The organism is Psychrobacillus sp. FSL K6-4615, from assembly GCF_038008225.1.
Taxonomy (GTDB): Bacteria; Bacillota; Bacilli; order Bacillales_A; family Planococcaceae; genus Psychrobacillus; species Psychrobacillus psychrotolerans.
In genome coordinates, this window is the sequence record NZ_JBBOYQ010000001.1 from 569,372 (window position 1) to 583,562 (window position 14,191).

Sequence of the window (14,191 nt, forward strand, 5' to 3'; positions counted from 1 at the left end):
GGTAGATTAGTTGTTAATAGCGAAACTTTTAGCTAATGTAAACGTAATAGATTTAGAGGAAAAGAGGGATGATATGCGAAAAGAGGACAAGATTCGAGAAATGGAAAAGCTCTTGGAAGAATTAAAAGCTCAAGATGAGTCGGCAGCTACTATTGCAGAAAGCCCTTCACGTAAAGGATTTAATGTTTGGAAGATGCCACGAACTTTATACAGGTTTGGTACAAAGCCCTTCCTACTTATTGGACTACTCATTCTCTTATTAATAGCAGCCCTTCCATTTGCAGCTTTTTGGGCTATTAAAGGAAGTACGTTCACTGAAAGTAAAGGCTCATTCGTGGAACAAGTTCAAGCGTTGAATGAGTTGTCAACTGCCCAGGCTTATACGAAAGTAATTATTGAAAGACAAGATAATGCAGTATTTGGAAAAGAGATTGGCATTGATTTGCCTGGCACTAAGCGACAACTTCTAGTGGTTATACCTGGTTCTGTCAAAGCAGGTGTCGATTTTTCGCAGGTGGTCGAGGCAGATATAGATGTAGATGAAGAAAATAGGACGGCTAAGTTAATATTGCCAAAGCCTGAATTTCTAGGTGGACCAGAGATTTTATTTGAACAGGTAGAAGTATTTTCATATGAAGGATTATTCCGTGAGAAAGCAGATATTAAAGAGGGATATGAACTTGCAGAGACTGCAAAAAAAATGATGATTGAAGAAACAACTGGACAAGGTATTTTAGAGCTAGCAGAAGAAAATGCGGCTAAGTCAGTGAGAGAAATGTTCCAGTTAGTGAATTATGATGTAGAAGTGGAGTTTAAGGAGTGACAAGTACATGCTTAGTTGGAAAGATGTGTTAAGAGAGGAACAGGAGAAGCCTTATTTTAAAAAGTTACAATTATTTTTAGATGAGGAATATGCATCTCAAACAATTTTTCCCAAACGTACCGAAATCCACAGTGCGTTTAAGATGACCACCTATGATAATGTCAGGGTAGTAATTTTGGGACAAGACCCTTATCACGGGGAAGGGCAAGCCCATGGAATGAGCTTCTCTGTGAAGCCAGGAGTTCGTATACCTCCAAGCTTACGGAATATGTTGAAGGAATTAGAAGATGATTTAGGTTGTCCTCTTCCAACGAGTGGATATTTAGAAAAGTGGGCGAAACAAGGGGTCCTTTTACTAAATACAGTTTTAACTGTACGAGCAGGAGAAGCTAACTCTCATAAAGGAATGGGTTGGGAAACTTTTACGGATACAGTAATCCAAAAGCTCTCCAACCGAGACAAACCTATTATATTTGTTTTATGGGGTAAGCCAGCGCAGTCTAAAATAACACTAATTGACACAGAAAAACATACGATTATTCAAGCACCTCATCCAAGCCCATTAAGTGCACATCGAGGATTTTTAGGAAGTAAGCCATATTCTAAAATCAATGCGAGTTTAGCTGCATGGGGAGAGGAACCAATCGATTTTTGCCTATAATTATGCTACGATAGGCAATGGAAAGTAGGGGAGGACATTGGCTGTAAATTGTTTTAAATGTCGACATTTCTTTACGACATGGGATGCGAGAAATCCTCGTGGTTGTAAAGCTTACGGATTTAAAACAAAGGAACTTCCCTCCGTAGTAGTACTGCGTTCCTCAGGAATGGAATGCATGAAATTTGAACCAAAGCAAGTGGAGGGACTAAGACGATGATTTCTAATGAGCAACTATTAATGCAAATAGATAAACATCTAAAATATGCAAAAACTAGTGGCAATGAGCAATCTTTCAGAGAATCATTAGTTGCGATTAAAGCATTGTGTGATGTTGGTTTAGAAGTGCAAATTCCATTACAAGTTCCAACTACTAGAAGTGTGCAAACGACTTCAACAATTTTACCTACACAACCAGTTGCTATAAAAGAAGAAGATGCAAATGGTGATTCCCTATTCGATTTTTAAGAGAAAGAAGGAGAGTTTCGTGAAGTTTTTTATTATAGCAGGTGCTATTAACGGTTTTCTATCCGTAGCACTTGGAGCCTTTGGAGCTCATCTTTTGGAAGGTAAAGTGGCTGACAAATACTTGGCAACATGGGAAACAGCAGTACAATACCAGATGTTCCATGCATTAGCTTTAGTTGCTATTGGTATATTGATGAGTAGCAAAGTACTCGGGCCAATTTCTACCTTGAATACTGCAGGATACTTTATACTTGCAGGAATTATTATCTTCTCAGGTAGTTTATATGTATTGAGCTTAACAGGTATTAGTATTTTAGGAGCAGTAACACCAATCGGTGGAGTAGCATTTTTAGTTGGATGGATTATGCTTATAGTTGCAGCAGTAAAATATGCAAACTAATCGGAAAGTCGAACCTATCAAGGGTTCGGCTTTTTTGTTTCTCAATTTATGATTCCATACACCAAAAAGTGTATATAAATCAGTATGAGCATTGGTTTTAATGAACTTAGAAGAATGAATAATACTGCTGATTTCCGTTTCAGGTAGAAAACAAAGGCTAGGAGCGCCACCTCGTGTGACAACGCAGATAATAAGAGTAGTCTAAGGTTATGTAGGGATAAAACCGTCTGTTGAATTGGGCTACTATTCTGTAATGAAGAATGTGTATATCAAATGGATCCATTTGATTGGTGGGAACAGCGCGAGCTGAAGACTCTGGACTGAGCGTTAGCGAGGGAAGCGGCTGAAGCCGTGTCCACGGAAAGCATCCGCTCGGAGCGAAAATCAATTTCATATCTACATTTTTATTATTAGAGGACTGGGTCTGAGTTTACTTAAGCACCAAAAAAGCTTATTCGCATAACGAATAAGCTTTAAGTATCAAGCGTAATAATTAATTTCTTCATCAAATGTTACATAATCTAAGTAAATCATAAGCATTAAGTATCTTTTACCATTTGGATCACTAATAATAACATGATCGCGACCTGCAGCTTCTATATAGCCGGTAACAACAAAATTATTCCTTTCTCGGTTGTTCTCGAACGTAAAATAGAATGTACCTAACTTGCCTTTGTTGGCTCTTAAAATATTTTCAATATAAGATTCTTCCTGTCCTCTAATAGCTGCCGGTATTTGAGGGGGGGTCATAGGTTGTTGCATTTGCTGCTGTTGAGGGTAACCTCCAGGGTGCCAATAATATTGAACCATTCAAACATCCTTTCAAATTTATATTTGGGGACAATCTGCAGTAGAAGGTGCGAAGAAGCAATGTGATTTAAAACGGCCTGTATTCGGTTGGTTATACCATTGTGCAGGACATTCTCCTGCTGGTTCAAAAAACCATAATGAACGAGTTGCAGGGTGAAACCGCTCCCCATTAATCACTCGTTGGGCAAGTTTTTTATCTTGCTCACGTGCACTTTGATAGAAGTACGACTTCTGTGTTGCTTCAAATCCTCCAGGGCTTTGAAAAACCATTTCCTCCAGCGTACGTATATCTTTGAAATCTAGGCAGGCAGCACGAACTCTATTTACTCCTACGTTCCCTACCATGAGCATGCCAAGCTCACCCTCACCTTCAGCTTCTGATCGCATCAGCCTCGCAAGTAATTCCAGTTGCTTTGTGTTGGATTTGACGACTGCCATTGCATCACCTCCTACCCATACACTATGCAAACAGATTGCAAATGATGAACAAAGTTTGTATAGACATATAGAAGCAAAAAAAAAGACTGCACAATGGCAGTCCTTTAATTTTAGATATTAAAGAATGTAGAGCGTTTCTCGCCTGCAAGAATAGTACCAGTGAAGAATGATCCAAATTCTGCATAACGAGCGCTTACTTCATCAAAACGCATTTCGTATATTAGCTTTTTAAATTGAAGAACATCGTCTGAGAATAGTGTTACGCCCCATTCAAAATCGTCAAAGCCGATTGATCCAGAGATAATTTGCTTAACTTTTCCAGCATAGCTGCGACCGATCATGCCATGGCTACGCATTAAATCTTTACGCTCTTGCATTGGAAGCATATACCAGTTGTCATTACCGTCACGACGCTTGTCCATTGGATAGAAGCAAATATATTGAGAACGTTGAAGCTCTGGATATAAACGTGCACGTACATGTGGGTTTTGATATGGATCTTCGTTAGATTCACCAGCAAGGTAGTTAGACAATTCTACTACTGAAACATATGAGTAACCTGGAATTGTGAAATCGGCAATTGTTAATTTATTAAATCTTGCTTCTAGTTCTTGAAGTTCATCCATTGTTGGACGTAATGTCATTAACATAAAATCAGCTTTTTGCCCAACGATTGTGTAAAAAGCATGTGCTCCTGTTTTAGCATCATCCGCAAGTTGCATTTCATCTAAAAATGCTACGAACTCATCTGTAGCTTGTTTGCGTAGTTCTGGATCTACTTGTTTCCACGATGCCCAGTCCATTTGGCGGAAATCATGTAATACGTACCAACCATCTAATGTAATTGCTGCTTCATTCATAAATTATGACACTCCTTTAGATTAAAAATATCTCCCATTTAGTGTATCATATAGTCCCGAACATTTCTTCTAATGGTACGGCTCGCACATGACAATCTGTGACAATCTCGTGTATGCTTGAAGTAACAAAAAAGAGCGTAGGAGGAGACAATATGGCAGATTTATTTCAAGAGATAAAAGAGAAATTAAGGGACGCCAAACTATCCATTATATTGCCAGAGGGAAATGATGAACGAATCATTTCAGCGGCATTGAAACTCCAGGAAGAAGGAATTATTCATCCTATTATTATTGGAAACAAAGAAGAAGTCCCTTCTGCTTTAACTGTTATTAACCCTCAAAATTATGAAAAAATGGACGAGCTTGTCGCTGCTTTTGTAGAACGTCGAAAAGGCAAAGTGACAGAAGAACAAGCTCAAGAGATCCTACAAGATGTTAATTATTTCGGAACGATGCTAGTCTATATGAAAAAGGCAAATGGCTTGGTAAGCGGAGCAGCGCATACGACTGCTGAAACGGTACGTCCTGCATTACAAATTATTAAAACAAAGCCAGGAATCTCGAAAACAAGTGGAGCATTCATTATGGTGAAAGGGGAGACTCGGTATGTATTTGCGGATTGTGCGATTACCATTTCCCCAACGAGCGAGGATTTAGCAGAAATAGCGGTTGAAAGTGCTAAAACAGCTGCAGCCTTTGGTATAAAACCGAAAGTGGCGATGCTATCCTTCTCTACAAAAGGCTCGGCGCAATCAGAGGAAACTGAAAAGGTAGTGAGAGCAACTGAATTAGCCAAAGAGTTGGACTCCACTATTCTAATAGAAGGAGAGCTACAATTTGATGCAAGTATAGTCCCTGCGATAGCGGCGAAAAAGGCGCCTGATGCTGTACTACAAGGGGATGCGACTGTATTTGTATTTCCTTCATTAGAGGCAGGGAATATTGGTTATAAAATTGCGCAACGTTTAGGTGAGTTCGAAGCAATTGGCCCTATTTTACAAGGATTGAATGCACCAGTTAATGATTTATCACGAGGTTGTTCTGCAGAGGATGTTTATAAGTTAGCTTATATTACTGCTGCACAAGCACTTATTTGAGGAGTAGTCACATGTCAGAAATAGAAGTTTTATTGCAGCAAGAAAAATGGCGATTTTGGGATCAATCGCTTAGTGGGAAAAGTAGATCTGCACTTGAATCATTCGCATCAGATGATTTACTATGTCACCTAGTAGGACAACAACAGTCACCGGCTACTGTACGTACGTGGGTCCACTCTCAAACTGTTGTTTTAGGTATACAAGATCACAGACTCCCGTTTGTGGAGGATGGGCAGAACTTTCTTCGTACCCAGGGATATTCCCCTATTGTGAGAAATTCGGGAGGACTAGCAGTTGTTTTAGATGAAGGTGTACTAAATGTATCTATTATTTTACCGGAAGCGAAGCAGGCGATAGATATTCCTACTGGCTATGAAGTGATGCTTGCATTCGTCGAGCTTTTATTCCCCGAAGCAGATGGGAAAATAGAAGCTTATGAAATTATTGGATCGTATTGTCCAGGTTCATATGATTTAAGTATAGATGGTAAAAAGTTTGCTGGAATTTCCCAGCGAAGATTGCGTCAGGGAATAGCAGTGCAGGTGTATCTATGTATTGAAGGTAGTGGAAGTGAACGAGCAGAACTGATACGTAGATTTTACGAAATTGGCATTCAAGGTGAAAATACTAAGTTTACATATCCAGATATTAAACCAGAAGTAATGGCATCTATGAATGAACTGCTAGATACCTCGTTTAGAGTAGAGGATATCGTTATTCGTATCCAACAATTGCTCCAACAGTTATCAGACACAGTCATCCATCAATCTGTCACACCTGATGAAATGGATTTGTATATGTTTTACATGCAACGAGTAGTAGATCGCAATAAAAAAATGCTAGAAAAATAAAATAAAAACCACCAATCTTCTAAACGATTGGTGGTTCTTTAGATACGAGATTACCATTCTTCTCCATTTGGAAAACGGGTACTGCTGGTATTTCCTCGTCGTTTAAAGTTACAAGACGTCTTGCACGGTTCATGATCTGAACGAATTGCTCGTAATCTTGTTTAATAGCTGCGTTTTCTTTTTCTAGTTTTGCAAGCTCACTTTCTAATTTACGAATCTTTTCATTTGATATAGTTGAAAGGTGACGGTATCTAGAAACATCTGAATCACTATGTTGCAAACGTACGAGATATGCAATGATAATATCAATCGATAATGCAGATACCGGAATGGATTGGGTGCGTTCACCATCATCTTGAGATTTAGCTAGATAAATTCCATTTCCTCTTCGTCTATAATCTTTCCCTAATATACGAAGCTTTTCTTTTCTTTCTTTTTTCGCTTCCTTTAACTCATTTTCATATTGATGACGAACGACTGCGTTCCAGCGAAATCCACAAGCCGCTGCAGTTCTATTTAATTCGTCTCCTGCTTCTTCAAATGCGTTTAGTTGCGTGCTGCCTTCTCGAACGTGACGTAATACCATCTCTGCTAGCATTTCATCATTCTCTGTCATCCATGCGTCTTGTCTAATTTTTACCATGTTCTTCCTCCTGCCATGTTCATAGTTTCGTTGTTCTATTAACATAATGGTCAACTTAGTGCTCTTTTATTCACGTAATATACACTTGATAGCAATATAAACTTTAAGATACAATGACCTGTAGACTATTACTATTAAACATTCAGCTATTTGTACTAAAACTAATGAAAAAATGATAATGTTTCCGGCGAATATCGCAGATATTAAGAGAAGGCAATTACGCCAAGACGTAATGAATGAAAGGGGTTGAAGACTATGGCAAACCATTTTCGTGTTTGCGATGAGTGTCAAGCCGTCAATTTAAAAACATTAATACCTAAACTAAAAGCGATTGATCCGGAAGCTGAGATTGAAGTGAAAGAATGTCAGTCGTACTGCGGTCCCGGACGAAAAAAAACATTCGCCTTTATTAATAATCGTCCCGTTGCTGCGTTAACGGAAGACGAATTAATGGAAAAAGTACGAGCGAAGATAGCAGATTAACAGAACTTTTGCCGTGTATTCAATATGCGGGTTTTTCTTTATAATGAATACTAAACTACATTTTGGAGGTGGAAGAATGAGCTATGCGACACAAAAGCTAGCAGAAGAAAAAGTGTTTAAAGATCCAGTTCACCGCTATATCCACGTTCGTGATCAGGTCATCTGGGATGTTATCGGAGCAAAAGAGTTTCAACGACTTCGCCGGATTAAACAGCTCGGAACTACATATCTAGTTTTTCATGGTGCCGAACATAGCCGTTTTAATCACTCACTAGGTGTGTACGAAATTGTGAGAAGAATCGTAGATGATAGCTTTAGTGGACGTCCAGAATGGGATGATTCAGAAAGGCTAGTAGTATTATGTGCTGCTCTTCTCCATGATTTAGGGCACGGCCCATTTTCTCATGCATTTGAGAATGTATTTGGGTTAGACCATGAATATTTCACCCAACAAATAATACTTGGCGATACGGATGTCAATGAGATACTAAAAAGAGTTAGCGAAGATTTTCCGCAACGAGTTGCCGACGTTATCGGTAAAACATATCCAAACAAGCAGGTAGTAAGTTTAATATCCAGTCAAATAGATGCTGACCGTATGGATTACTTGCAAAGAGATGCTTATTTTACTGGGGTAAGTTATGGCCATTTCGATATGGAAAGAATTTTGCGTGTCATGCGACCAAGAGAAGACCAAGTAGTCATCAAATCGAGTGGAATGCATGCAGTGGAAGATTATATAATGAGTAGATATCAAATGTATTGGCAAGTATATTTCCATCCAGTTTCCCGTAGTGCGGAAGTAATTTTGACGAAAGTTCTACATCGAGCAAAAGCATTAAGTAAAATGGGTTATGATTTTAAACAGCAACCGACCCATTTTAGAGGATTCTTTGATGGTACATATACTTTAAATGAGTACCTTGCTTTAGATGAAGGGGTATTATTAACTTATTTTCAGTTATGGATGTCAGAAGATGATCCCATTCTATCGGATTTGAGCGATCGTTTTGTGAACCGGAAGCTATTTCAATATATAGAGTTCGATTTAGCGAAAGATTATATGAAGATGAAAGAATTAGAATTACTATTCAAAAAAGCGGGTATAGATCCAGAGTATTACTTAGTGTTCGATTCCTCTTCAGATCTACCATATGATTTTTACCGTCCAGGAGAAGAAGGCGAACGAATTCCAATACATTTGCTAAAACCTAACGGGGAAATTCGTGAGCTATCACGTGAATCGGATATTGTAGAGGCAATCTCTGGGAAAAGAAGAACAGACCATAAATTGTACTTTCCAGAAGATATCTTGACGAAGGACGGAAAGAAAAAAGCATTGAAGAAACAAATACTCGATTTATTAACTTAATGATTTGAAGTAAAGGAGGGGTCTAAGTGATAGAAGAACATGCAAAAGTTGTACAATTTATCGGAGCAGCGGATGGCATTACGGGTCGGAAAAAACTGCAAAAAATGATTTACATCGCAAAAAAACTTCAATATCCATACAAGGAAAAATATGAATTCCATTTTTATGGCCCTTATTCAGAAGAGCTTACCTTACGGATCGAAGAATTATGTAATATGGGATTCCTACAAGAAGAACGCCAAGACAAAGGCTCCTATGTACAATATAAATACCAAATGACTGACGCAGGTGAGCATTTTACTAAAATGGCTCAAGTTCCTGAAGCACCAAGAGATTTGGTAGCATGCATTAACCAAATGAAAGATAAAAGTTCTCGTTTCCTTGAACTAGTATCGACGTTATTATATTTCGATTATCTACCAAAAGAAGAGCAAATCGAAAAACTTCATGTCGTTAAAGGAAAACTCAATTTTTCAAAAGAAGAAATCGACGAGGCCTTCACATTTGTCATGAACCTCATGAACGAAAGAGCTATCCAATAGGATGGCTTTTTCTTTTGGAGAATTCATCCGTTCCGGAAATACAAGTTAGTCGCAGATGAACGCAAGGACGATACGGGCACAAGTAATTTCCGCTCCAATCAACCAGTTTCGCTTTATATAATCGGATAATTGGATAAAAAACCACATAAATGTACATATTTTATTTTAAAAATTAGTAACGATGAAATGGACTCTTATAAAAGAAAATTCTTTCTTCAAATTTCTTTAAAAATAGTATACCTAATAGAACAGATGGTTTTTTCCCTCAATTAACTTTGACTACTCTTATTATCTAAGCGATAAACTATGCTCTATCTTATAGTTGAGTACCACTTGCTCAATTGATTGTAGTGAAAGGTGGCGACTCCGGCGGGATGAGTGAGACAGGTGAGACATCACAACGACGCGTTAGCGACGGTGATGGCTCCACCGCTCACCCCGCGGAACGCGTCCACCTGTAATGGAAATCAGTAGTATATTTTATTCTTTCAATTCCCATGACCTGTTGTTCACATATACTTTCTGCAAAAAAAAAGAACCCTTAAAAAAGGGTCCGTCTCTGTTTAATTATCGATCACTAAATAACTTGCCGGCAGTTCCATAATGATTCTTCGGCATCTCTTCGATGAATACAGTAACATTCTCGATTGGTGCATTAACTGTTTCGGAAACAGCAGCAGTTACCTTCTCCACTAATGCTCTTTTTTGCTCGTCGGTACGTCCTTCAAGCATTTTTACTGTGACATATGGCATTTCATTTCCTCCTTTAGTGAACTTTTCTGTATACTAGTATCATAACAGAATGGAGGGAACTGTCGAATGACGAACGAAGAAAAACCAAAACAAAAGATAGGCTTCACGATTATTAAAAATGATCCGACTGACGGACATAAGGGATTCGGTATAGGTTCTCTGTCATTAGAGAATGTATCTCCAGTCATTATTGATATAGAAGAAGACCTTGCTAGAGTAGAAGTTGGAGCAATGCATGCAAGAAGTGATACAGAGCGAGGCATTAAGTTTACAACGAACCGAGAAGACTCTCTGGGAGGAAAATCGTATTGGCTTGTTTGGGTGACGATCGATTATAATCCACAAGGCCCATATTATGCTGGGGTCAGTGCTTGTGAAATGGTTATTAACCGAGAAAAACGTCGCGGCTATAAGAATTTAGCTGATCACGTTAATCGCATGGACAAATCAATGAAACGTCATATTTTAGTCGATTTTATGGATGACCGCTCAAAAAATATTTTACGTGAATTTTTACAGTCTCATAACAAAGAAATGTGGGATAGAAGTGAAGAAAAGCTACATCAGGACTTATCTGTCGAAGCCTAGTATACAAATAGTCCGTTAGGTAGTTGAATTAAAGACGAAAAGACAGTACAATTTAGATAAAGCTTACTTCCAAGTAATGCTAGGACACTTAGTGGACGCAAGTAGGTAAAATGTATGCGTAAATTGACCACCCATTCCAATGACCGCATTCTTTTACAGAAAGCCAACCTAAGAAAAAGCTTACTACTACCTAACTATAGGTGGCAGTAAGCTTTTTATTATGCTTATAAAACGAACAACGCATTAGTGGAAGGAATTCATACGATTATAACGAAATACGACCGATTTCTGATTTCTTTCCATTGGTTTTCATCATTATTCAATCAATTCCCAAGTTCTATTCAAACAAATTAAATGGGAAAATTGACCACGGTTCAGATTCTTCCACATTCTCCTCGAATGTTTGCTGCTTCAATTTAGGGTCGGTGCAAAGCTTAGTTGGAACATCTTTTTGTTTCATGTAAACTAGTCGCTGTTTTTCACAGGCAGATGTAGCGATTCCACCTGTTTCTATATCAACAATGACGCCCTGTACACCGTCCGGGGCTATGAAAGGCTCAACGGGAAGTCCTTGGTGAACAGCTTCCATAAATTCAATCCATACTTGTTTCGTTACTTGTCTTGCTTCCGCATCACTCACTTGTTTACCTTGATCATAGCCATTCCATACACCTGCTGTTAATTGAGGTGAGAAGCCTATCAAATATTGGTCGGTATTTGTAGTTCCAGATTTTGCAGCATAAGGTCTGGTTTGTTTTGCCCGAATACTTATCCCAGTAGCAGGCGAATAGTCGTTGAAAACGGGGTCGAACATACCTGTGAGTAAATGGGATAGTATAAAAGAGTCCTGTTCGCTTAAAACTTTTTTCCCTTTTTCCTCATTGTTCTCTATATCATAAATGACGTTCCCACTTTTATCAGTTATTTTTGTTATATACTTAGGTTTTTTCTGAATTCCACCAGCAGATATAGTGTTATAAACTTTTGTCATTTCTAATAGCGAAACTTCTGTTGTACCGAGAGCAGTAGAGGGAGCATCCTTTACCTTCATATCTAGATTAAATCTTTCTGTTAACCGTTGAAAAGGTTTATATCCAATTTGTTCTAACGTTTTAACGGCATAAATATTATCGGAAATAGCCAGGGCCTGTGCCAATGAAATAGGATGACCAGCGAACTCCCCGTTCACATTTTTAGGTTCATATTCTTGGCGGCCATTATCGTATGTGAAAATAGTACGCTCACTTTTCATATAAGTGAGCGGAGAGAATCCGTTTTCTAAGGCTGCCGCAAATAATAACGCTTTGATGGTAGAACCTGGCTGCCTTTTTGCTTGTGTAACTCGGTTGAAGGGACTATCCGTGAAATTTCTTCCACCGAGCATTGCAGTTACATAACCAGTATCTGGTTCCATACTTACAAATCCTATTTGTAGTTCTCCTTTTGGCATCCATTTTTCAACTATTTCTTCCGCTACTTGTTGATGTTTTTTGTTTAAAGTGGTTTCAATCGTCCATCCACCTTCTTCAATACGGCGACCATTTTCCAAAGTGATTTCTGTTGCTTCTTTCCACACTTCTTCTAAAAAGTAAGGGGCCGTTTTTTGCTTTATTAGAGAGTCCTCTGCTTTTAATACATAATTTTCATTGAATGCTCGTTCCTTTTGGTCAGCAGTTATCTTTTGTTGGTTTTCCATCAATGTTAGGATTAGTTGCTGACGAGTAACTGCTTTTTCTTCATTTACTAACGGTGAATAATAGGTAGGGCCTTTCGGTATTCCAACTAATAGGGCGGATTCTGCTAGAGTCAAAGATTTAGCGCTTTTCGCAAAATAGAATCTACTCGCTGCCTCGACGCCATACATACCATGACCAAAGTACACTGTATTCAAATAACCTTCTAACAGTTCGTCCTTATCGTAGAAAATCTCTAATCGGTAGGCATATAGTGCTTCATTTATCTTTCGAGTCCAAGACTTTTCATGGGTAAGAAACAAATTACGAGCATATTGCTGCGTAATTGTACTGGCTCCTTCTACTTTTTTTCCAGCTTTTATATCCTTTAAAATGGCTCCAGCAATCCGTGAATAATCAAATCCATGATGCTCATAAAACTCCTGGTCTTCTACCGCCACAGTGGCTTGAGGTAAAAAAGGAGACATCTCCTCCAATGAAATCCAATATCTCCGTTGGTCCTCAAAGCGATCGCCGATAACATTTCCTTGACTGTCTAAAAATACAGAAGAAATTGGGACTTGAATTATGGGAGCACCAACGATTTGAGCATATATTCGGAGCGTGATGAATGCGCTCAAAAGTGCACAGCCAGCAGCAACACATAAAAGGAATAGCCTTTTCCATCGTTTGCTTCGTATGACTTTTTTTCTATGTTGAATACGCCCCATTAAATCAACTCCGTTCCAAATGATGTTTTCCTTAGTATGAGAACAATAGATTCAAATTAAACGGGCAAACAAAAAAGTATTGCACTTTTGTCAAAAAGCACTATACTTTCAATGTATTTATTTTTTTTATAAATACCAAAAACCATTGTAGAAACGGAGATAGATAAATGGCTGGATTTTGGTTTACAGAGAAGCAAACCGAGAATTTTGGCATCACAATGAAGGTGAATCGCACTCTTCATACCGAGCAAACAGATTTTCAATTGTTAGAAATGGCAGAAACAGAAGAATGGGGAAATATGCTCTTCTTAGATGGCATGGTAATGACCTCTCAAAAAGATGAGTTTGTATACCATGAAATGGTTGCGCATGTTCCTTTATTCACACATCCTAACCCTGAAAATGTGTTAGTAGTTGGTGGTGGAGATGGTGGAGTAATTCGTGAAATTATGAAGCATCCAAAAGTGAAGAAAGCTACACTTGTTGATATAGATGGAAAAGTAATTGAGTACTCAAAAATATATTTACCAGAAATCGCATGTGAATTAGAAAATCCTCGCGTAGACGTGCAAGTAGGCGATGGTTTCATGCATATTGCAGAATCTGAAAATGAATATGATGTGATTATGGTAGATTCTACAGAACCAGTAGGACCAGCAGTAAACCTATTTACAAAAGGTTTCTATGCTGGAATTTCTAGAGCTTTAAAAGAAGATGGTCTATTCGTTGCGCAATCGGACAACCCATGGTTTAAGGCAGATTTAATCCGCCAAGTTCAAAAAGACGTAAAGGAAATCTTCCCAATAACTAATATGTATTTGGCAAACATTCCTACATATCCAAGCGGACTTTGGTGCTTTACAATTGGATCTAAAAAGTATGATCCACTTCAAGTTCCGGACGAGCAATTCTTTGATATTGAAACAAAGTATTACACAAAAGAACTTCATAAAGCGGCATTTGTACTACCAAAATTTGTGAAAGATCTTGCAGGAGAGTAA

Annotated in this window: 18 protein-coding genes; 12 read left to right on the forward strand and 6 right to left on the reverse strand. The window is 38.4% G+C overall.

What is annotated here, in order from left to right:
- The first annotated feature begins 10 nt into the window (after positions 1–10).
- From MKX53_RS02780 to MKX53_RS02800, 5 genes are read left to right on the forward strand one after another with little or no spacing between them, the layout of a single operon-like run.
- Positions 11–823, forward strand: a complete 813-nt coding sequence (locus tag MKX53_RS02780; RefSeq protein WP_340908888.1) for a DUF4230 domain-containing protein — start codon at positions 11–13, stop codon at positions 821–823.
- 7 nt (positions 824–830) lie between these two features.
- The gene (locus MKX53_RS02785) at positions 831–1,484 is read left to right on the forward strand and encodes a uracil-DNA glycosylase (protein ID WP_340908891.1); all 654 of its coding nucleotides are present in this window, start codon (positions 831–833) and stop codon (positions 1,482–1,484) included.
- 37 nt (positions 1,485–1,521) lie between these two features.
- On the forward strand, positions 1,522–1,701 hold the full coding sequence (locus MKX53_RS02790; protein ID WP_093535857.1) for a uracil-DNA glycosylase: 180 nt from the start codon (positions 1,522–1,524) through the stop codon (positions 1,699–1,701).
- Entirely contained in the window at positions 1,698–1,949 is a 252-nt protein-coding gene (locus MKX53_RS02795) for a YwdI family protein (protein ID WP_093535855.1), read from the forward strand. Before MKX53_RS02790 ends, MKX53_RS02795 begins: the two co-directional genes overlap by 4 nt.
- Before the next feature lie 19 nt (positions 1,950–1,968).
- Positions 1,969–2,349 carry a DUF423 domain-containing protein gene (locus MKX53_RS02800; protein WP_093535853.1) on the forward strand — a complete coding sequence of 127 codons (381 nt, stop codon included), beginning with the start codon at positions 1,969–1,971 and terminating at the stop codon, positions 2,347–2,349.
- 480 nt (positions 2,350–2,829) lie between these two features.
- On the opposite strand, the gene gerQ is transcribed toward MKX53_RS02800, so the two are convergent.
- The 3 genes from gerQ to hemQ all read right to left on the reverse strand — a co-directional run bounded on the left by gerQ (position 2,830) and on the right by hemQ (position 4,457).
- A complete protein-coding gene (gene gerQ, locus MKX53_RS02805; RefSeq protein WP_340908893.1) occupies positions 2,830–3,159 on the reverse strand; it encodes a spore coat protein GerQ in 330 nt (109 codons plus the stop codon).
- Positions 3,160–3,177: 18 nt separating this feature from the next.
- Positions 3,178–3,597, reverse strand: a complete 420-nt coding sequence (locus tag MKX53_RS02810) for a cell wall hydrolase (protein WP_340768206.1) — start codon at positions 3,595–3,597, stop codon at positions 3,178–3,180.
- 110 nt (positions 3,598–3,707) lie between these two features.
- Positions 3,708–4,457 (reverse strand): hydrogen peroxide-dependent heme synthase, encoded by a 750-nt coding sequence (hemQ, locus tag MKX53_RS02815; protein ID WP_093535847.1) that lies wholly within the window; start codon positions 4,455–4,457, stop codon positions 3,708–3,710.
- A gap of 152 nt (positions 4,458–4,609) precedes the next feature.
- Between hemQ and pta the strand changes: the two genes are divergently transcribed.
- Together pta and MKX53_RS02825 are read left to right on the forward strand one after the other, a co-directional pair.
- On the forward strand, positions 4,610–5,554 hold the full coding sequence (gene pta, locus MKX53_RS02820) for a phosphate acetyltransferase (protein ID WP_340761438.1): 945 nt from the start codon (positions 4,610–4,612) through the stop codon (positions 5,552–5,554).
- Positions 5,555–5,574: 20 nt separating this feature from the next.
- Positions 5,575–6,405 carry a lipoate--protein ligase family protein gene (locus MKX53_RS02825; RefSeq protein WP_340764365.1) on the forward strand — a complete coding sequence of 277 codons (831 nt, stop codon included), beginning with the start codon at positions 5,575–5,577 and terminating at the stop codon, positions 6,403–6,405.
- 19 nt (positions 6,406–6,424) lie between these two features.
- On the opposite strand, the gene MKX53_RS02830 is transcribed toward MKX53_RS02825, so the two are convergent.
- Complete coding sequence (locus tag MKX53_RS02830) at positions 6,425–7,048, reverse strand: RsfA family transcriptional regulator (RefSeq protein ID WP_093535843.1); 624 nt, start codon at positions 7,046–7,048, stop codon at positions 6,425–6,427.
- Between the two features lie 255 nt (positions 7,049–7,303).
- Between MKX53_RS02830 and MKX53_RS02835 the strand changes: the two genes are divergently transcribed.
- The 3 genes from MKX53_RS02835 (at position 7,304) to MKX53_RS02845 (ending at position 9,445) form a co-directional block, all read left to right on the forward strand.
- Complete coding sequence (locus MKX53_RS02835) at positions 7,304–7,531, forward strand: DUF1450 domain-containing protein (protein WP_093061364.1); 228 nt, start codon at positions 7,304–7,306, stop codon at positions 7,529–7,531.
- A gap of 76 nt (positions 7,532–7,607) precedes the next feature.
- A complete protein-coding gene (locus MKX53_RS02840; protein WP_340908895.1) occupies positions 7,608–8,903 on the forward strand; it encodes an HD domain-containing protein in 1,296 nt (431 codons plus the stop codon).
- Positions 8,904–8,929: 26 nt separating this feature from the next.
- Positions 8,930–9,445, forward strand: a complete 516-nt coding sequence (locus MKX53_RS02845; RefSeq protein ID WP_093535839.1) for a YwgA family protein — start codon at positions 8,930–8,932, stop codon at positions 9,443–9,445.
- 567 nt (positions 9,446–10,012) lie between these two features.
- Here the strand turns inward: MKX53_RS02845 and MKX53_RS02850 are convergent.
- Entirely contained in the window at positions 10,013–10,198 is a 186-nt protein-coding gene (locus MKX53_RS02850) for a 2-hydroxymuconate tautomerase (RefSeq protein ID WP_093535837.1), read from the reverse strand.
- 66 nt (positions 10,199–10,264) lie between these two features.
- Between MKX53_RS02850 and MKX53_RS02855 the strand changes: the two genes are divergently transcribed.
- The gene (locus MKX53_RS02855; RefSeq protein WP_340908897.1) at positions 10,265–10,786 is read left to right on the forward strand and encodes a YwhD family protein; all 522 of its coding nucleotides are present in this window, start codon (positions 10,265–10,267) and stop codon (positions 10,784–10,786) included.
- A gap of 337 nt (positions 10,787–11,123) precedes the next feature.
- On the opposite strand, the gene MKX53_RS02860 is transcribed toward MKX53_RS02855, so the two are convergent.
- Positions 11,124–13,190, reverse strand: coding sequence for a transglycosylase domain-containing protein (locus MKX53_RS02860; protein ID WP_340908899.1), 2,067 nt, complete (start codon positions 13,188–13,190; stop codon positions 11,124–11,126).
- Between the two features lie 167 nt (positions 13,191–13,357).
- Here MKX53_RS02860 and speE point away from each other — a divergent pair, with 167 nt between their 5' ends.
- A complete protein-coding gene (gene speE / locus MKX53_RS02865) occupies positions 13,358–14,191 on the forward strand; it encodes a spermidine synthase (protein ID WP_340768211.1) in 834 nt (277 codons plus the stop codon).